The organism is Promicromonospora sukumoe (assembly GCF_014137995.1).
GTDB classification, from domain to species: Bacteria; Actinomycetota; Actinomycetes; order Actinomycetales; family Cellulomonadaceae; genus Promicromonospora; species Promicromonospora sukumoe.
Genome location: NZ_JACGWV010000001.1, coordinates 2,799,771 through 2,819,102 on the forward strand (window position 1 = coordinate 2,799,771; position 19,332 = coordinate 2,819,102).

The window sequence follows — 19,332 nt, forward strand, 5'->3', positions numbered from 1 at the left end:
GTACGGCTCCCCGCACCCGGGGTCCGGCTATTTCTGGGCGTCGCCCGCGTCCTGGGCGAGGTCCTGGGCGCGGTCGAGCACGGGTCCGAGCTCGCTGCGGCCGGCGAAGACGTCGGCCAGGTCCTGCGAGACCTGGTTGCCGAGGTCCTGGAACTCCGGGATGGTCACGTACTGGATGCCGGTCCACGACTGCGGCGCGACGCCCGGCTGCTCCGGGTTCACGGCGAGCATGATGTCCCGGGTGATGGGCGCGAACGAGGCCGCGGCCTCCTCGTACTCGGGGACCTCGTAGGTCGAGTTGCGCGCGCCCGGGGGCACGCGGCTCCAGCCGAGCTCCGTGCCGACGAGCTGGTGGTACTCCTTGCTCGTCGCCCACTTCACGAACTCGACCGCGGCGTCGCGGTTCTGCGTGGTCTCGGGGATGGCGAGGTTCCACGACCAGAGCCAGCCGGACTCCTCGGTCTCGACGACGGGCGCGTGGGCGTAGCCCATCTTGCCCGCGACCTCGGAGGACTCGGGGTCCTCCAGCAGGCCGGCGGCGACCGTGGCGTCCACCCACATCGCGGAGCGGCCCTGGCTCACGTTGTTCAGGCACTCGGTGAACCCGGTGGAGACGGGGTCGGCCGGCCCCGCGTCCTCGACGAGGTCCACGTAGAACTGCACGGCCTCCTCGAACTTCGGCTGGTCCACCTGGGCGTTCCACTCGGCGTCGAACCAGCTCCCGCCGAACGTGTTCACCACCGTCGTCAGGGGCGCGAAGACCTCGCCCCAGCCGGGCTTGCCGCGCAGGCAGATGCCGTCGACGTCGTCCGAGTCGACCTGGCGCGCGATGTCCGCGACCTCCTGCCACGTCGGGTGCTCGGGCATCGTGACGCCCGCCTCGTCGAGCAGCTCCTTGTTGTACATCAGCATCGAGGACTCGCCGTAGAACGGGACGGCGTACAGGGAGTCCTCGACCGTCAGCGCGTCCTTGACGGGCTCGAACAGGTCGTCGACGTCGTAGTCCGCGTCGGACTCCAGGTCGCCCGTCAGGTCGGTGAGCCAGCCGTTCCCCGCCCAGATCGGCACCTCGTACGAGCCGACGGTGACGATGTCGTACTGCCCGCCGTCGGTCGCGACGTCCTTGGTGACGGCGTCCCGGAGGTCGTTCTCCTCCATCTGGACGAAGTTCACCGTGATGTCGGGGTGCTCCTCCTCGAAGGAGGACTTCAGCTCCTCCATGTCCTTCATCTGCGGGTTGTTGACGGTCGCGAGCGTGAGCTCGACCGGGCCGCCGTCCTGTCCGGCGGCGTCGCCGTTCCCGCCGCCTCCCGCTCCGGCGCAGGCGGTCAGCGTCAGGGCCAGCGCCACCGCCGAGATGCCGGCGGGCGCGGCCTGGCGGCGCGCAGTTCTCGTGAGCTTCATTGCTTCGACCCTTCTGGTCACGTCGTCGTGAGGTCTCGTCGTGCCGCACATCGTGGGCCGCGCCGCCAGGGGGGTCAACGAGGGTGAAACCGAAACGGTCAGCCGCACTGTGATATCGCACAGGCGCGCCCGGCCGGGCCGGGTCCGGCTCCGGGCGCGCGCGGGTCACGCGCGGGCGTATGGCCGACGCCGGGGTCCGATCTGCCCGGTTCTGGGCCACCCCCGCGCGTCGGAAAACGCATCCCGGACCGGGCACCAACTGCTCCGCCCGGAGGGCCGACCGGTCACGCCCGGAGGCGCCTCAGACCTGGACGATCTCCGCCCCGGCCGCGTGGAACGCCCGCGCGCGGGCGTGGCCGAGCTGCGTGCCGGTGATCATCGCCTCGAAGTCGTCCAGCCCGGCGAACCGCACGAAGCTGGTGACGCCGAACTTGTGGTGCGCCCCGATGAAGATGCGCCGCCGGCTCACCTCGATCGCGGCGGCCTTCACGCGCGCCACCGCCGGGTCCGGCGTGGTCAGGCCGTCCTCGACGGTCACGCCGTTGGCGCCGATCAGGCCGAGGTCGAGGCGGAACGTGCGCAGCATGTCCACGGCCGTGCCGTCGACGACGCCCAGCGTCTTGCCGCGCACGCGCCCGCCGATGATGATCACCTGCACGTTCGGCCGGGCCGACAGCTCGGTCGCGACCGGCAGCGAGGAGGTGACCAGGGTCAGCTCCCGGTCGTGCGGCAGCGCCCGCGCCGCCAGCAGCGGCTGGAACCCCTCGTCGACGAAGATCGTGCGCGCCTCCCCCAGGCGCCGCGCCACCTCGGCGGCGATCCGCGACTTCTCCTCCGGGTAGCTCTGCTGCCGCTCCGAGAGCGCCGTCTCGAACGAGCTCGTCTCCACCGGGAACGCCAGCCCGTAGCTGCGCCGCACCAGGCCCTGCGCCTCCAGCTTGCGCAGCTCGCGGCGCACCGTCTCCTGCGAGACGCCCAGCATCCGCGCCGACTCGCTCACCTCGATGCGGCCGCGCCGGCGCACCAGCGCGAGCAGCTCCGCGGACCGCGAGGTCTGCCCGACGGCGCTCGCCGGCGCCGTCCCGGGGGTGTCGAGCACCATCGCCTGCTCCCGTCGTCGGGCTCCTGGGCCCCCGAGTCTGCCGCGTACCGGCGCATTTCGGAACCCGTTTCACCCGCCCGAGGTGTGCGGCGTCAGCCCGCGAGCAGCGCACCCCGCGCCGCGCTCGCCAGCGCCTCGGCCAGCTCCTCGACCCGTTCCGGGTCGGCCGGGATCTGCGGCGTCGCCACACGCAGCCACGCGGGGCGCGGCGGCGTGGCGAACGTGCGCGACGACGGCGTGAGCACGATCCCGCGCGCCCCGAGCTCGACGAGCGCCTCGTCCTCGTTCTCGGCGCGCAGCCACACGACCAGGCCGCCCGGGGGTGTCGCGGTGCGCACGTCCCGCGCCTCGAGCGCCCGCGCGAGGTCCCGGGCGCGGTCGGCGTACCAGCGGCCGGAGTCCGCCACGAGCGTCGCGACGCCGGGGGTGGCGAGCAGGTGGGCGAGCGCGTTCTGCAGGATGCGGCTCTGGGCGAGGATGCCGTGGCTGCGCAGGCGGCGGACGCCGAGCACGACGTCGCGGGCGCCGCCGACGACGGTGGTGCGCAGGTCCAGCCCGAACGCGCGGCAGAACGACGTGATCCGCACGACCCGGCCGGGCAGCAGCTCCCCGAGGCTCGGCGGCCGCACGGGGGCCAGCGGGCCGAGCACGTCCTCCTCCAGCACCCAGGCGTCCGGCGCGTGCTCCGCGAGCACCGCCGCGAGCTCGCCGAGGCGCCGCGCGGTGACCGCGCCGTCGAGCGAGAACTCCCCGCCGGGCTGGTAGACGAAGGTCCGCGCGCCCGCGGCGAGCGCCCGCTCCAGCGCGTCCGGGAGCGGGCCCTCGGCGTCGGAGGCGACGCCCACGACCTCGAAGCCGACCGAGCGCAGGTTGCCGATCGTGCCGGAGACGGCGGGCTCCTGGACGGCGATGGTGCCGCCCGGCGCGGTGGCCGCCTCGGCGGTGAGCAGCGTGGCCTCGCCCGCGCCGCTGACGGTCACCCACTCGGCGGCGTCGAACGGCCAGTCCTGGCGGACGGCGTCGAGCAGCGCGGGGGTGATCGCCTCGCGGCGCAGCGAGTTGGTCTGGGGCTCGCGCAGGCTGTGTGCGAAGGCCTCCAGCAGGTCGGGCAGGCGGTCGGTGGTGGGGTGCGCGGACGAGAGGTCGACCGACGACCAGCCGGCGAACACGGGCGCCTCCCCCGCGCGGGGCCACAGCGGCGGGCTGACGGGGCCGGCGACGATCGTGCCGCCGCGGCGGCGGGTGGTCACCAGGCCGCGGTCCACCAGGAGCGACCAGGTGCCCGCGATGGTCGAGCGGCCGAGGCCGGACGCCGTCGCGACCTCCTCGATCGTGGGCAGCCGGGTGCCGGGCGCGAGCACGCCCTGCTCGATCCAGGTGGTGAGCTGCTCGGCGAGCGCCGGGCCGGACAGCCCGCGCACCGAGGCGATCAGTTCGGTCGGCGTGCCCGGGGTGGCTCTCGCGGTGTCGGGTCCGGTGGTCGTCATCGCCCCTCGCTGGTCGTTCGCGGCCTGCCCGGAAGATCCCGGGCTCTTATCATCCAGATGTATATCGGGCCCGCGCACCCTTGTCTCAGCAGGCGGACTGCGCGCGGATCGGCTTGGAGCGATCGGCTCGCCGTGGTTAACGTCTACCCGTGATCATGAATCTTCCATCACATATGGGTGTGGTGGACACGGCCGACCGGGTCCGCTCCGGTCGCGAGAGCGCGCGCTCCGTCGCCGAGCGCGCCCTCGCCCGGGCGGACGCCGTGGACCCGGCCGTGCGGTCGCTCGTGTGGCGCGACGACGCCGCGACCCTGGCGGCCGCGGACGCCGTCGACCGCGCGCTGGACGACGGCGCGGACCTGCCGCCGTTCGCCGGGGTGCCGATCACGGTCAAGGACACGTTCTCCGTCGCGGGCCAGCCGTGGACCCGCGGCTCCCTCGCGATCGACGACACGCCCGCGACGGGCACCGACCTGCTGCCCGCGGCGGCGTTCGCCGCCGGGTTCGTGCAGCTCGGGCGCGCGGCCACGCCGGAGCTCGCGATGACGACGTCGTGCGAGAGCCCGCGCTCCGGCGTCACGCACAACCCGTGGGACCTGACCCGCTCGCCGGGCGGGTCGAGCGGCGGCTCCGCCGTGGCCGTGGCCGCGGGCATCGTGCCGGTCGCGCTCGCGAGCGACGGCGGCGGCTCGCTGCGCGTCCCGGCCGCGTTCTGCGGCCTGGTGGGCCTCAAGCCCGGCCGCGGCCTGCTCCCCCAGCGCGTGCAGGGCTGGGAGGGCGGCGCCACCGAGGGCGTCATGACGCGCACGGTGCGCGACACCGCCGCCGTCGTCACGCACCTGGCCGCGCCCGACCCGCTCGCGTGGTCGCGCGGCCCGGCCGCCCCGGACTACCTCGCCGGCCTCGACCGGGCGCCCGCCCCGCTGCGGGTCGGCCTGCTCACGCGCTCCTGGGACCCGCGCATCCAGGTCGACGCCGCGTGCGTCGCCGCCGTCGAGGACGTCGCGGACGTGCTGCGCGCCCACGGGCACACGGTCGTCGCGCTCGACGCCGCCGAGGAGGGCGCCGAGATCATGGACCTGTACCCCGGCGTCGTCATCCCGGCGTGGCTGCGGCAGACCCCGCTGGACCACCCCGAGCGGCTCCAGCCGTACATCCACCGCGTGATGGACCAGGCCGACGCCCTCGGAGCGGCCGACTACGTGCGCGGCGCCGTCCGGATGCGTGCCCTGGCCCGCACGGTCACCGAGGCCCTGTTCGGCGCCGCCGACGTCGTCCTGACGCCGACGACGGCCACCCGGGTGCCCGCGACCGGCGTCGTCCTGGAGGAGCTGACCCAGCAGGCGCCGTCGCGCGACGCCGTCGTCTACGAGCGCACGCTCGCCTTCACCACCGTGCCGAGCGTGCTCGGCACCCCCGCCCTGACCCTGCCCACCCACCTGGACGACGACGGCCTGCCGCTCGGCACGCAGCTCGTCGCCCCGCAGGGCGGCGAGGCCCTCCTGCTCCGGCTCGGCGCCCTCCTGGAACAGCACTACGCCTGGGACCGCCGCCTCCCGCCCCACCACCCCGAAGGAACGAGACAACGATGACCTCCCGCTCCACGCGCCGGACCGCCCGGCCCCTGACCCGCACGCTCGCCGTGACCTCGGCGCTCGCCCTGACCGGCACGCTCGCCGCCTGCTCGGCGGACGACGGCGGCGACGCGTCCGGCGACCAGTCGGGCCGCACCCTCAAGGTCGCGGTCTACGCCGGGTCCTGGGGCGACTCGTTCACCGAGGCGTTCGTGAAGCCGTTCGAGGAGGAGACCGGCGCGACCGTCGAGCTCGTCCCCGGCGGCCCCGCCGACTGGCTCACCGCGCTGCGCTCCACGAAGGGCGGCACGCCCGCCTACGACGTCGTCGCGTTCACGCCCAACGTGATCCCGAGCGCCGTGTCCGCCGGTGTCGTCGCCGAGCTCGACACCGCCCGGATCGAGCAGTTCGACCAGCTCAACACCGTGCTCGCCGAGCAGAGCAACGTAGGCGGCACCCAGTACGGCGTGCCCCTGACCGTCGGCTCGACCGGCATCGCGTACCGCACCGACAAGGTGGACGAGCCGCCGACGGACTGGTCCGACCTGCTCGACCCCGCGTACTGCGGGCACGTCGCCGTCTCGCCCCTGACCTTCAACACGGGCGTCGAGTTCCTCGCGGGCCTGATCAACGAGGCCGGCGGCAGCATCACGAACCCGGACGACGTCGACGCCGCGTTCAAGCAGCTCGAGACGCTCAAGGACTGCGCCTCCACGTTCCCCGCCGACGGCACCAGCGTCGAGACCGCGCTCTCGAACGGCGACGCGTGGGTCGCGGCGCACTGGGACGGCCGCGCGTTCGTGCAGCAGAACGCGGGCGAGCCGATCGGCTTCGCCTACCCCGCCTCCGGCTCCGTGGGCGCCCTGACCTCCCTGTTCGTCACCGAGGGCACCGAGCAGGAGGAGCTCGCCTACACGTTCCTCGACTACGTGGCCTCCAGCGAGTACCAGCCCGTCTTCTCCGAGGGCACCTGGTACGCCGCGTCCAACGACCAGAACGAGTACCCCGCGCAGTTCGACGGGCAGATCACCAGCGGCCCGAACGCCTACGACAGCTTCGTGTGGGTCGACTACGAGACGATCACCCCGCAGCTGCCCGACCTGCAGGCGCGCTGGCAGGAGATCTTCGGCTGATGACCGCGACACAGGGCCGCGTGGAGATCCGCGGGCTGAGCGTCGGGTACGGCGGCCCGCCCGTGCTGGAGCTCGACGAGCTGACGATCGAGGCGGGCGAGTTCCTCTCGGTCCTCGGCCCGTCGGGCTGCGGCAAGTCGACGCTGCTGTCCGTGCTCGCCGGGTTCGTCGAGCCCACCACGGGGACCGTCCTGATCGACGGCGAGGACGTCACCCACGTGGCGCCGAACCGCCGCGAGACGGGCCTGGTGTTCCAGAGCTACGCCCTGTTCCCGCACATGACGGTGCGGCGCAACCTGGAGTACGGGCTGCGCACCCGGCGCGTGCCGCGCGACGAGCGGGCCGAGCGCGTGCGCGACGCCCTGAAGCTGGTCGACCTCGTCGACTTCGCGGACCGCTACCCGCAGCAGCTCTCCGGCGGGCAGCAGCAGCGCGTCGCCATCGCCCGCGCGCTGGTCACCCGCCCGCGGGTGCTGCTGCTCGACGAGCCGCTGTCCAACCTCGACGCCAAGCTGCGCCGCCAGATGCGGCACGAGCTGCGCGAGCTGCAGCGCGAGGTCGGCACCACCACGGTGTTCGTCACCCACGACCAGGCGGAGGCGCTCGCGCTGTCCGACCGGGTCGCGCTGCTCGCGCACGGCGACCTGGAGCAGCTCGGCACCCCCGAGGAGCTGTACCGCACGCCGCGCACCCGGTTCGCGGCCGACTTCGTGGGCGCCGCGAACCTGCTGCCGGTGCACGACGGCGACGGCGGGCGCACCGTGCTGGGGCGGCCGGTCCGGCTCGCCGGTGCCGCGGGGGCCACGGTGGCGCTGCGGCCCGAGCACGTGCGGGTCGTCGAGGCCGGCGGCGACGCCGCCCCGGCGACCGTGCTGTCCGTCGGCTTCGCCGGGGAGCGCTACGAGTACCGCCTGCGCACCGCCGACGGCACCGAGCTGCTCGCCAGCCCCGCCGACGGCGGACGGCGCTTCGCCGAGGACGAGAGCGTCGGCCTGACCTGGTCCGACGACGCCCTGCTGCCCCTCGGGGCGGCCTGACGTGGCGGCCACCCGTACGCGTGACCTGCGCGGGCACGTCGCCGCGATCGTGCCCACGGCGTTCGTCGTGGTCGCGTTCCTGCTGCCGCTCGTCGGGCTGCTCCTGCTGAGCCTGCGGCCCACCGACGAGATGAACAACGTGCTGCCCGGGTTCACCGGCGCGCAGTACGCCGAGGTGTTCGGCACGTCGTACCTGTGGGGCTCGGTGGTCGAGAGCCTCTGGCTCGCCGTCCGGGTGAGCCTGACGTGCCTCGTCCTGGCGTTCCCGCTCGCGTGGTACCTCGCGCGGTCGACGTCGGCCGTGGGCAAGTCCCTGGTCTTCGTCATCACGCTCTCGCCGCTGCTGACCAGCGAGGTCGTGCGGTCGTTCGGCTGGCGCGTGGTCATGTCGGGCGAGGGCCCGGTCAACGTGACGCTCCAGGCGCTCGGCCTGATCGACGAGTCCCTGCCGCTGCTGCGCTCCCCGTGGACGGTGTTCCTCGCCGTCGTGCACGTGCTGCTGCCGTTCGCGGTGCTGGCCCTGTCCGCGTCGCTCGGCGCGATCGACAACCGGCTGCTGCAGGCGTCGGCCGACCTGGGCGCGGGCGCGCTGCGCACCTTCCGGTCCGTGGTGCTGCCGCTGGCCACACCGGGCATCGTCGCGGCCACGGTCATCGTCTTCTCCCTGAGCATGGGCGTGTACGTGACGCCGCTGCTCGTGGGCGGCGCCAACCAGTCGCTGGCCGGGCTCCGCATCCAGACCGAGGCCATGGTCGCCTTCGACCAGCCGCGCGCCGCCGCCCTGAGCTTCGTGCTGCTCGCCGTCACGCTCGCGGTCTGCGGCCTCGTCGGCCTGCTGGGCCGCCTCGCCGAGAGGGGTCGTCGTGCCTGACCGTCCCGTCCTTCGCGTCACCGGTGCCGGCCGGGCCCGCGCCCGCCGCGCCCTGACGCTCGTGCCCGTGGTGCTCGTCTGCGCCTTCCTGCTGCTGCCGCTCCTCGTGGTCGCGCTCAGCTCCTTCAACGCCGCGAACAACTTCCGGTTCCCGCCGGAGGGCCTGAGCCTGCGCTGGTACGCCGAGGTGTTCGGCTCCGCGCAGTGGCTCGACTCCCTGGGGTACTCGCTGCGGGTCGCGCTGCTCGTGGTGCCCGTCGTCGTCGTGCTGGGCACGCTCGGCGGGTACGCCGTCGGCGCGGGGAACTTCCCCGGACGGCGCGCGCTCGGCCTGCTGTTCCTGTCCCCCATGGCGGTGCCCGGCGTGATGGTCGGCCTCGCGCTGCTGTACCAGCTCCAGCGCACCGGGCTGGTCGGCTCGGCGCAGGGCCTGTGGCTTGCGCACCTGGTCGTCACGTTCCCGTTCTGCGTGCGGGTCGTCGCGGTGAGCGCCGCGGCGCTCGACCCGGCGCTCCCCCGGGCCGCCCGGTCGCTCGGGGCGTCGCCGCTGCGCACCTTCCTGACCGTCACCGTGCCGCTCATGCGGCCGGGGATCGTCGCGGGGGCGTTCCTGGGCGCCGTCATCTCGCTCGGCGAGGTCGCGGTGTCCGTGCTGGTGGCGGGCGCCGGCGAGGCGACCGTGCCGGTGCGCATCTACTCCGCGGTGCAGGTCCAGCTCGAACCCACCGTCGCGGCCGTCTCGACGCTCCTGCTCCTGGTCAGCGTCGCGACCATCGCCGTGCTCGACCGCACCATCCACGTCTCGAGGTTCCTGTAGACCATGTCGTCCCCCGTGGCTGTCCCCGCACCCCGCCGCCGCTGGCGCATCGGTATCGACGTCGGCGGCACGTTCACCGACCTCGTCGCCGTGCCCGGTGACGGCACCTCGTGGTCGCTGGCCGACGCGATCACGCACAAGGTGCCGAGCACGCCGCACGACCCCTCCGAGGGGGTCGAGACGGGGCTCGCGCAGCTCCTGGCGCGCGGGATCGACGTGGAGGACGTCGCCGCCGTCGCGCACGGCACCACGATCGGGCTGAACGCGATCCTGCAGGGCCGCGTGGCCCGGGCGGCGCTGGTGACCAGCGCGGGGCACCGGGACGTGCTGCAGATCGCCCGCGCCCGCATGCCGCGCTCCTTCGACCTGCACGCCACGCCCGGGCGGCCCATCGTGCCGCGCGAGCACGTGCTGGAGGTGGCGCACCGGTTCGCGGCGGACGGCGCCGCCGTCGGCGCGCTGGGTGCCGACGGGGTGGACGACGCCGAGCTCGCCCGGCTCGTGGAGCGCCTGACCGCGCTGGCGCCCGAGGTCGTGGCCGTGAGCCTGGTGGGCGGGTACGCCGCGCGCGAGGCCGAGCAGCACCTCGCCGACCGGCTGGCCGCCGCCCTGGACGTCCCGGTGACGTCGGCCGCGGCCGTGTGGCCCGAGGCCGGCGAGTACGAGCGCACCACGCTCGCGCTCCTGGACGCGCAGATCACGCCGCTGATGACCGGCTACTTCACCGCGCTGCGCGAGCGGCTGGCGCGCCTGCGGGTCGACGCCCGCGTCTACATCACGACGTCGAACGGCGGCTCGGTGTCCATCGAGTCGGCGATGCGCCGGCCCGTGCAGACGGTGCTGTCGGGGCCCGCGGGCGGGGTGTCCGCCGCCGCGACCGCCTGGCCCGGCACGGACATGGTCACCGTGGACATGGGCGGCACGAGCAGCGACATCGGCGTGCTGCGCGGCGGCCGCCCCGTGCTCACCACGACCGCCACCGTCGGGCCGCACCCGCTGATGACGCCCGTCGTCGAGGTGTCCGCGATCGGCGCGGGCGGCGGCTCCGTGATCGGCGCCGACACCTCGGGCGCCCGGCCCGTGCTGCGGGTCGGCCCGGCGAGCGTCGGCGCGGTACCCGGCCCGGCCGCGTACGGCGCGGGCGGCACGCAGCCCGCGCTGACCGACGCCTACGTGCACGCCGGGGTGATCGACCCGGCGACGTTCCTGGGCGGCACGTTCCCGCTGCGGGCGGAGCTCGCGACGGGGGCGCTGGCGCGGGTCGCGGAGGACCTCGCCGAGGATTCGGCTGAGGACACGACGGGGGCCGACGGCGTCGCCGACGCCGCCCTGCGCGTCGCGTCCGCCGGGATGGCCGCGCGGCTGCGGACCGTGCTGGCCGCGCACGGCGAGGTGCCCGAGCGGTACACGTTCGTCGCGTTCGGCGGCGCGGGCGGCACGCATGCCGCGCTGCTGGCCGACGAGGTCGGCGTCCGGCGTGTGCTCGTGCCCGCGGCCGCCGGGACGTTCTGCGCCCTGGGCGCGGCCATCGCCCCGGTCCGGCGTGACGTCGCGCGCACGGTGCGCACCGCCGTCGTGCCGGAGAACCTGGACGCGCTGACGACGGCGTCGGCCGGGCTGGAGCGCGAGGTGCTGGACTGGCTGCGCACGCAGGACGTCGGCGCGACGGGGACCGTGACGCTGAGCGCCGACCTGCGGTACGCGGGCCAGCCGACGACGCTGGAGGTCGTGCTTGCCGAACGTTCGACCGAGGCCGGCCCGGCCGAGACCCTGCGGCTGGACCTCGGGGCGGTGCTGCGGCGCTTCGCCGAGCAGCACGAACGGGTCCACGGGTTCACCGACGCGACCGCCGTCGTGCGCGCCGAGACGCTGCGCGCGAGTGTCAGCGTGCGCCTCGGCGAGGTGCGGTCCGGGCACGGCGGCGCGGCGTTCGTGAAGACGGGCGCGCGCGACGTGCGGTACGACGGCACGCCCCGTCCGGCGAGCGTGCACACGCTCGGGGCTGACGGCGAGGCGTCGGTGACCGGCCCCGCCGTGATCGAGAAGGCGGACACCACGGTGCTCGTGCCGGCCGGGTGGACCGCGACGAGCGACGACGGCGGGAACCTGCACCTGGTGCGGGACGTCACTGACAACGGGGAGGGCTGAGCCGTGCTGACGACGGTCGAGAAGGACGTCGCCCACACGCGGCTGCAGGCCGCGGTCGAGGAGATGTGCCTGACCCTGCGGCGCGCGAGCCGCAGCCTGTACGTGCGCGACGCCGCCGACTTCGCGTGCGCCGTCGCCGACCTGTCGGGCCGGTTCGTCGCCTACCCGCAGGACGTCGGCGTGTCCGGCTTCGTGGGCCTCGACCTGACGCCCGCGATCGAGGCGGCGACGGCGGACGGGCCGCTGGCCCCCGGCGACGTCGTGCTGACGAACGACCCGTACCTCTCGGGCGGGCTGTCCACGCACCTCCCGGACGTGCACGCCCTCGCGCCGTTCTTCGACGGCGACGAGCTGGTCGGCTACGGCTGGGCGTTCGTGCACGTGTCCGACGTCGGCGGGCGCGTGCCCTCCTCCGTGAGCGTGCTCAACGACTCGGTCTTCGCCGAGGGCCTCCGCATCCCGCCCCTGCGGTACGTGCGCGCCGGGACCGTGGTGCCCGAGGTGGAGGCGATCCTCGCCGCCAACTCCCGCACGCCCGAGGCCAACCGGGGCGACCTGCACGCCATGCTCGCCGCGCTGGACACCGGTCGGCGCCGCGTCGGCGAGCTCACCGCCGACCTGGGCCCGGCCGGGTTCGCCGACGTCGGCGAGTTCGCGCGCGAGCAGAGCGCGGCCCGCGCCCGCAGCGCCCTGCGCACCCTGGCGGACGGCACCTACCGCTTCGAGGACTTCCTCGACAACGACGGCGTCAGCGGCGTGCCGCTGCGGGTCGTGGTCACGGCCACGGTCGACGACGGCGCCGTGCACCTCGACCTGACCGGCACTGACCCGCAGGTCGAGGCCGCGCTGAACATGGTGACGTTCGGGCGTGCGCACTCCTGGGTCGTCACGCGGATCTTCGCGCTGATCGGCACGCTGGACCCGGCCGTGCCGCTGAACGGCGGGCTGATGGACGTCATCGGCTTCACCGCCCCCGAGGGCACCCTGCTCAACGCGACGGGCACCGCGGCGACGGGCGTGCGGCACGCGACGACGTCGCGCGTCAACGACGTGGTGTCCGGGGCGCTGGTCCAGGCCGCGCCCGAGGTGCTGCCCGCGGCGTCCAGCGGGCTGGTCGTGCCCGTCGTGTTCGCCGCCGCCGACGGGTCCCGGGTGGACGTCGTCGAGCCGATGGTGGGCGGCACGGGCGCGCGGCACGGCGCCGACGGCGCGGACGGGCGCGACTCCGGCATCTCCAACCTGTCGAACAACCCCGTCGAGACCGTCGAGGCGAACGTCAGCGTCCGTGTGCTGCGGTACGCGCTGCGGACCGACTCCGGCGGCGCCGGGCGGTGGCGCGGCGGCTCCGGCCTGGAGCTCGAGTTCGAGGCCCTGACCGACGGCGGCCTGCTGGCCCGCGGCCTGGAGCGGCTGCGGTTCCGGCCCTGGGGCTTCGCCGGCGGACGGCCGGGCGCGCTCACCGAGCTCGTCGTCAACGAGGGCCGGCCCGACGAGCGGCGGCTGTCCGTCGTCGACGTGCACCCGCTGCGCGCGGGCGACCGCGTGGTGCTGCGCACCTCCGGCGCGGGCGGCTACGGCGACCCCCTGGAGCGGGACACGGAGGCCGTGCTGGCCGACGTCTCCGCCGGGCTGGTGACGGCCGAGGCAGCGGTGGAGGCGTACGGAGTGGTCGTGCGGGACGGGGTGCTGGACGTGGCCGCGACGTCGGCGGAACGGACGGGGCGTTCCGTTTCGGTGGCTCGGGCGCACTCGCTCGGTCCCGAGCGGGAGCGCTGGGAGCGGGTCTTCCCGTCCGCGCTCGCCGACCGGCTCGACGTGTATCTGCGCACCCTGCCGACGACGACGCGGGCGGGACGACGCCGGGAGATCCTCGGCGGTGTGCTGGTCGGGCTGCCCGAGCGGTTCCCCGGGGTGGCGGCGTCCGAGGAGGAGCTCGTCGCGGCGGAGCGGGCGTTCGCCGAGGCTGTGGCGGACGTGACGGGCACGGTCGGTGCGGAAGGTGCGCCCGGGTCGTCGTCCGGCGTCGCGTGAAGGACACGCACGCGACGCCGGCCGCTGCAGCGTCGTCGTCGTCGGATGACGCTGGGCCGCTCGATCCGGCGGCGTTCGATGCCGTGATCGTCGGCGGGGGCCCGCGGGCCGTCGCCGTCGTCGCACGGCTCGCCGCCAGGCGTCGGCCGGACGCGCCCTGGGGCGCACCGCCGGACGAGGCGCTGGCCGTGCTGCGCGTCGCCGTCGTCGACCGGGTGGAGGTGGGCGCCGGGGCGACCTGGCGCACCGACCAGTCGCCGCTGCTGCTGAACAACACGTGGGCGGCGCGCACGACAGTGCACGCCGACACCTCGACCCCGATGTCCGGGCCCGTGGTGACCGGGCCGGACCTGGTCGACTGGGCGCGGGCAGCGACGTCGGACACCGCATCCCGACCGGACACGGCCTGGGCCCGGGACGAGGCGCGCGGGCTCGGCCCCGGCTCGTACCCGACCCGGCGGCTCCAGGGCGCCTACTACCTGGACCAGCTCCACGAGGCCGCGCGCCGCGGGAGCATCGAGGTGGTGCCGGTGCACGGGACCGTCGTCGACGTGCGCACGCCCCGGCCCGGGCTGCGCGAGGTCGTGCTCGGCCCGGACCCCGCCACCGCGAGCGCCTCCCCCGCACCACGAACCCTGACCGCACCCGTCGTCGTGCTCGCGCAGGGCATGATCCAGGCCCGACGCTCGCCGCGCACCGAGCGGTTCGCCGACGTCGCCCGCGTGCACGGCCTGGTCTACGTCGAGCCGGGCATGCCGGCCGAGCGCGACTGGTCCGCCGTGCCGGCCGGCGAGGACGTGCTGGTCGCGGGGCTCGGCGCCAACTTCTTCGACGTGCTCGCGCTGCTGACCGTGGGGCGCGGCGGTCGCTTCGTCGACGCCGGCACCGGTTCCCCGGTCGATGCTGCCGGCCGCCCCTGCGACGACGGCGGCGCCGACGGCCCGCACGCCGGCGACCCCCTGCGCTACGTGCCGAGCGGCGCCGAGCCGCACCTGCTCGCGGGGTCGCGGCGCGGGCTGCCGTACCGGGGCAAGGGCGCGCTCGCCGACGGGCTGCCCGCGCCCTACGTGGCGTGGATCGCGACGCGCGAGCGGTTCGCGGCCCTGGCGGCCCGCGCGGAGGGGCGCCCCGTGCTCGACCTGGCGCGCGACGTCTGGCCGCTGCTGGCCGCCGAGCTGGTGCTCGCGCACCTGACGGCGCTCGCCGAGCAGCGCCCGTCCGCGCTTCGCGAGAACGCCCTGCGCGAGGACCTGACGCCCGACGCGCTCGCCCGGCGGCTCGACGCGGCCGAGGACCCCGTGCGCGAGGCCGCCGCCCTCGTCGTCGACCCGGCCGACGCCGTCGACCCCGCTCGCGCCGACCGGCCGCCGCTCGTCTCCCCCGCCGACTGGCCCGCCTGGGTCGAGGGCTGGGTCCGCGCGGAGCAGGAGTCGGTCGCGTCCCCGGGCACGTCGCCGCGCGCCCGCGTCAACCAGGCCATGGAGACGCTGCGCGGCGAGGTCGCCCGGCTCACCCGGGCGGGCGTGGTCGACGGCGCGTCCCTGGAGGCGTTCGGCGAGGGTGTGCTCATCCCGCTCGGGCTGGCGCTCGCCTCGGGACCTCCCCCGCGCCGCACGGCCCAGCTCCTCGCTCTCGTCCGGGCGGGCGTCGTCGAGCTGCTGGGCGAGGACACCCGGATCGCGGTCGAGGACGACGCGTTCGTCGCCACCAGCCGCGTGCGCGACGCCGTCCGCACCCGGGCGCTGATCGAGACCCGGATGCACCGCGGCGCCGTGACCCCCACCGACGACCCGCTGCTGCGCGCGCTGCTCGACTCGGGCCGGGCCCGCCGGCACCCGCTGCCGACGGCCGCGGGCGGCACGGTCGAGTCCGACAGCCTCGACGTGACCCGGGACGGCTGCGCGCTCGTGGACGCCGCGGGCACCGCCGACGACCGGGTCGTCGTGCTGGGCATCCCGGCCGAGGCGGTGCAGCGCGGCTCCGCGATCGGGGCCAGCCCGGGCGTGCCGTCCCCGCTGCTCGCGGGGGCCGACGTCGCGGCGGCCCGGATTCTCGGCGTCGTGCCTGAGGCCGGACCTACGAACCGGGCCTAGGTGCTCGCCGCCGTCGGACGCACCTGGCTCGGAGCGTAGCCGAAGCGCCGACGGAAGGCCCGGCCGAAGGACCCCGGGTCGAGGAACCCGGAGCGCCGGCACGCCGAGTGCACGCCGTGCCCCCGTTCCAGCATGCCGTGCGCGAACTCGAGACGGATCCGCCGCACCTCGGACGCGGGCGACCGCCCGACGTCGGCGAACAGGGCCTGCAGCGAGCGCACCGAGACGTGCGCCTCGGCGGCGAGGTCGGCCACGGAGAACAGCGGGTCCGCGAACCGTTCGTGGATGATCGCGTACAGCCCGTCGCGCAGCACCGCCCGCGACCGGTGGCGAGCGGAGGATGTCGGCGCCGCGTCGCGCAGCCGCTCCTCGGCCCGGTGCCGCGCGGCGTCGGAGGCGGTGGGCGTGAAGCTCAGGACCGTCGCGCCCGTGTCGCTCAGCCTTCGCGTCGACCAGTGCACCGGGCGCGGGTCCCCTTCACGCGTGACGAACCATTCCTGGCCCTGGTGCTCCATTCCCTGCGCGCAGATGATCGGACATTCATCGGGCGGATAGGAGGTCCCGTCGAGCCGGTTGCGGTGCAGCAACTCATGACTGGGACCGCCGACAAGATCGACGTCATTGCGGTAACCGAGGAAAGAGACCGCTGCCCTGTTGGCGACGACCACGGACCCTTCCGGTCCGATGACCCACAACGGGACGGGAGCCTCACTCACCACGTCCGCGAGGAGAAGCCAGTCGGCAGCAGGTTCGACGGTGGGTGTCAGGTAGTGCGTCATTCCGGCCATCGGCTCCTCCGTCCTCCCGGGGACTCCGTTCTTCCGGGGACCGTACGCGCCGGGCGATCCCGCATCCGTTGCGCCGACGTTTCCCGCTCGTAAAAGGGCGCTCCTGCTTCGTTTTCTGCGCAGTGCCGTTCGCAAACGGCCTAGGGAATCGCGGCGCTCTTCGGTGAGGTGGAGGCAGACGGGCGGTACCCGACCGCCTCTTTCCGACCGGAGATCAGATGACCACCTGGAACAGCACGCGCGAGGCCGCGACGCAGGACGTCCGCGCATCCCTGCGCAGGTCGGGCACGACCTGGGCGGAGATCGCCGAGCACGTCGACCGCCCCCTGCTGTGGACCGTCGCCGCACTGCTGGGTTCGCACCCTGTGCCCGCCGACGTCGCCGAGGCGGTCGGCCGGCTGCTCGACCTCGACGAGGACACCGTCGTCGCCCTCCAGGAACAGCCGTACCGCCTCAACGGCGACAGCCTCCGGGCGGACCCGACGATCTACCGCTTCTACGAGCTCCTGGACGTCTACGGCCCGGCCCTCAAGGAGGCCATCCACGAGGAGTTCGGCGACGGGATCATGAGCGCGATCAACTGCAACGTCGAGATCTCCCGCCGCGCGGACCCGGACGGGGACCGGGTCCGCGTGATCATCGACGGCAAGTTCCTGAAGTACCAGTGGTGACCCAGACCCCGATACGGAGCCCCCTCATGTCCTACGTTGCCCCCAAGGACTTCGCGATCCGGATGGTCGACGCCGGCCAGGCCAAGGCGCTGATGTCCACCCGCGACACCTTCATCCGCGCCTACATGGCGGGCGCGATCCTCGCCCTGGCCGCCGCCTTCGCCGTCACCGTCAGCGTGCAGACCGGCCAGCCGCTCGTGGGTGCCGTCCTCTTCCCGGTCGGCTTCTGCATGCTGTACCTGCTCGGCTTCGACCTGCTGACCGGCGTGTTCACGCTCGTTCCTCTCGCATGGCTGGACAAGCGCCCCGGCGTGACGGGCGCGGCGGTCCTCCGCAACTGGGGACTCGTCTTCCTGGGGAACTTCGCCGGGGCGCTGACCACCGCACTACTGATGGCAATCGTCTTCACCTATGGCTTCTCCAGCCCGCCGAGCGAGGTCGGCCAGGCCATAGGCGTGATCGGTGAGGGGCGGACCGTGGGTTATGCGGAGCACGGAGCCGCCGGGATGCTCACCCTTTTCGTGCGCGGCGTGCTCTGCAACTGGATGGTCTCGACCGGCGTCGTCGGCGCCATGATGTCCGACAGCCTCCCGGGCAAGGTCATCGCGATGTGGATGCCCATCATGGTGTTCTTCTACATGGGTTTCGAGCACTCCGTCGTCAACATGTTCCTCTTCCCGATCGGGCTCATGCTCGGCGGCGATTTCACGATCGGCGACTACCTGCTCTGGAACGAGCTGCCGACCGTGCTCGGCAATCTCGTCGGAGGACTGTTGTTCGTCGGGCTCGTGATCTATCGCACGCACCTCAGGACGTCCCCGGAAAGGGCGCTGCGCTGAGCGTCTCCTAGGCCGTCCCGTCCCGGGCCGCACGCCGCACCGACTCGTCGTGCTCGGCGTGCGCCCGGTGCAGGAGGTCCATCAGCTCCTCCTCGTCGCGGGCCTTCTGGCGGTACTTCTCACCGAGGTTCTTGATCGTCGTCTCCTCCTCGCACAGCGCCGCGTAGACGCGGATGCGCTCGCTGTGGTCCGCCGTGTAGCCGAGGTCCAGGTAGTCCGTCGCGTGGCGGCGGGCGTTGGAGATCGCCGTCTGCGCCCGCCCGGCCTTGCTCCACAGGGACGCGACCACGGTCACGACGATCACCCCGATGATGACGGTCAGCGACAGGCCCGTGCTGATCTCGAAGACCGGCACGTGCTCGCCGCCGTTGATGAACGGCACGTTGTTCTCGTGCAGCGCGTGGAGGACCAGCTTGACGCCGATGAAGGCCAGGATGATGGCCAGCCCGTACGAGAGGTAGATCAGGCGGTCGAGCAGGCCGTCCAGCAGGAAGTAGAGCTGGCGCAGGCCCAGGAGCGAGAACGCGGTGGCGGTGAACACGATGTACACGTCCTGCGTCAGGCCGAAGATCGCGGGGATCGAGTCGAGCGCGAACAGCAGGTCGGTGCCGCCGATCGCGACCATGACCAGCAGCATCGGGGTCAGCGCCCGCTTGCCGTCGTGGATCGTGAACAGCTTGTCGCCGTCGTAGTCCGGGCTGGTGTGGAACAGCCGGCGCGCGACCCGCACCGCGATGTTCTCGTCGTGCCGCGACTCCGAGCTCTCCGGCTTGAGCATGTTGCCGGCCGTGATCAGCAGGATCAGGCCGAAGATGTAGAACACCCAGGCGAACGAGTTGATCAGTGCGGCGCCGAGGAAGATGAACCCGGTGCGCGCCGCCAGGGAGAACGTGATGCCGAACAGCAGCACCTTCTGCTGGTCCTCCCGCGGCACGCGGAAGCTCGTCATGATGATGAGGAAGACGAACAGGTTGTCGACCGACAGCGCCTTCTCGGTGATGTAGCCGGAGAAGTACTCCGACCCGGCGGCGCCCCCACCCAGCACCAGCACGCCGACCCCGAAGAGCAGGGCGATCCCCACGTAGACCGAGGACCAGATCGCGGCTTCTCTGAGCTCGGGGACGTGCGCCTTGCGCACATGGAAGAAGTAGTCGAAGAGGAGCAGCAGCACGATCCCGGCGATCGTGAGCGTCCAGACGAGGGGCGAGACGTCCATGCGGCCTGCTTTCGGTCGAGGGACCCGGCCACCCGGTGCCCGCGACAGGTTCGGGCAACGAGGTGGCTGATGTCCGGACGAGGCGAGAGGCCTCCGAGATTACCCCTCCGGCGCCGCTGGG

The 19,332-nt window shown here is 74.0% G+C and carries 15 protein-coding genes; 10 read left to right on the forward strand and 5 right to left on the reverse strand.

Features of this window, described 5'->3' with window-relative positions; translation table 11 throughout:
• Positions 1-27: 27 nt before the first annotated feature.
• The 3 genes from FHX71_RS12425 to FHX71_RS12435 form a co-directional block, all read right to left on the reverse strand.
• Entirely contained in the window at positions 28-1,404 is a 1,377-nt protein-coding gene (locus tag FHX71_RS12425; RefSeq protein WP_182616641.1) for an ABC transporter substrate-binding protein, read from the reverse strand.
• Positions 1,405-1,705: 301 nt separating this feature from the next.
• Positions 1,706-2,506, reverse strand: coding sequence for a DeoR/GlpR family DNA-binding transcription regulator (locus FHX71_RS12430; RefSeq protein WP_246402542.1), 801 nt, complete (start codon positions 2,504-2,506; stop codon positions 1,706-1,708).
• A gap of 92 nt (positions 2,507-2,598) precedes the next feature.
• A complete protein-coding gene (locus FHX71_RS12435; RefSeq protein WP_182616644.1) occupies positions 2,599-3,993 on the reverse strand; it encodes an aminotransferase class I/II-fold pyridoxal phosphate-dependent enzyme in 1,395 nt (464 codons plus the stop codon).
• A 179-nt stretch (positions 3,994-4,172) separates the two neighbouring features.
• Here FHX71_RS12435 and FHX71_RS12440 point away from each other — a divergent pair, with 179 nt between their 5' ends.
• Genes FHX71_RS12440 through FHX71_RS12475 form a run of 8 tightly spaced genes read left to right on the forward strand, consistent with a single transcriptional unit; the run spans position 4,173 to position 15,697 of the window.
• On the forward strand, positions 4,173-5,585 hold the full coding sequence (locus FHX71_RS12440) for an amidase (RefSeq protein ID WP_182616647.1): 1,413 nt from the start codon (positions 4,173-4,175) through the stop codon (positions 5,583-5,585).
• Positions 5,582-6,700 carry an ABC transporter substrate-binding protein gene (locus tag FHX71_RS12445; RefSeq protein ID WP_182616649.1) on the forward strand — a complete coding sequence of 373 codons (1,119 nt, stop codon included), beginning with the start codon at positions 5,582-5,584 and terminating at the stop codon, positions 6,698-6,700. The genes FHX71_RS12440 and FHX71_RS12445 overlap by 4 nt, the downstream gene beginning before the upstream one ends.
• Complete coding sequence (locus FHX71_RS12450; protein WP_182616651.1) at positions 6,700-7,737, forward strand: ABC transporter ATP-binding protein; 1,038 nt, start codon at positions 6,700-6,702, stop codon at positions 7,735-7,737. Before FHX71_RS12445 ends, FHX71_RS12450 begins: the two co-directional genes overlap by 1 nt.
• A 1-nt stretch (position 7,738) precedes the next feature.
• Positions 7,739-8,608, forward strand: a complete 870-nt coding sequence (locus FHX71_RS29290) for an ABC transporter permease (RefSeq protein WP_182616653.1) — start codon at positions 7,739-7,741, stop codon at positions 8,606-8,608.
• Positions 8,601-9,425: an ABC transporter permease gene (locus FHX71_RS12460; protein ID WP_312877032.1), complete on the forward strand. Its 825-nt coding sequence runs from the start codon at positions 8,601-8,603 to the stop codon at positions 9,423-9,425. Before FHX71_RS29290 ends, FHX71_RS12460 begins: the two co-directional genes overlap by 8 nt.
• Before the next feature lie 15 nt (positions 9,426-9,440).
• Positions 9,441-11,573 carry a hydantoinase/oxoprolinase family protein gene (locus tag FHX71_RS12465; RefSeq protein WP_220489667.1) on the forward strand — a complete coding sequence of 711 codons (2,133 nt, stop codon included), beginning with the start codon at positions 9,441-9,443 and terminating at the stop codon, positions 11,571-11,573.
• Positions 11,574-11,576: 3 nt separating this feature from the next.
• Positions 11,577-13,604, forward strand: coding sequence for a hydantoinase B/oxoprolinase family protein (locus FHX71_RS12470; protein WP_182616657.1), 2,028 nt, complete (start codon positions 11,577-11,579; stop codon positions 13,602-13,604).
• Positions 13,601-15,697: an FAD/NAD(P)-binding protein gene (locus FHX71_RS12475; RefSeq protein ID WP_182616659.1), complete on the forward strand. Its 2,097-nt coding sequence runs from the start codon at positions 13,601-13,603 to the stop codon at positions 15,695-15,697. Before FHX71_RS12470 ends, FHX71_RS12475 begins: the two co-directional genes overlap by 4 nt.
• On the opposite strand, the gene FHX71_RS12480 is transcribed toward FHX71_RS12475, so the two are convergent.
• Complete coding sequence (locus tag FHX71_RS12480; protein WP_182616661.1) at positions 15,694-16,485, reverse strand: helix-turn-helix domain-containing protein; 792 nt, start codon at positions 16,483-16,485, stop codon at positions 15,694-15,696. The two genes, FHX71_RS12475 and FHX71_RS12480, sit on opposite strands and share 4 nt — an antisense overlap.
• 218 nt (positions 16,486-16,703) lie before the next feature.
• Between FHX71_RS12480 and cynS the strand changes: the two genes are divergently transcribed.
• Positions 16,704-17,156, forward strand: coding sequence for a cyanase (cynS, locus tag FHX71_RS12485; RefSeq protein ID WP_182616663.1), 453 nt, complete (start codon positions 16,704-16,706; stop codon positions 17,154-17,156).
• Between the two features lie 26 nt (positions 17,157-17,182).
• On the forward strand, positions 17,183-17,995 hold the full coding sequence (locus tag FHX71_RS12490) for a formate/nitrite transporter family protein (protein WP_182616665.1): 813 nt from the start codon (positions 17,183-17,185) through the stop codon (positions 17,993-17,995).
• Between the two features lie 7 nt (positions 17,996-18,002).
• Here FHX71_RS12490 and FHX71_RS12495 read toward each other — a convergent pair whose 3' ends face one another.
• A complete protein-coding gene (locus tag FHX71_RS12495) occupies positions 18,003-19,211 on the reverse strand; it encodes a TerC family protein (RefSeq protein WP_182616667.1) in 1,209 nt (402 codons plus the stop codon).
• Between the last annotated feature and the right edge of the window lie 121 nt (positions 19,212-19,332).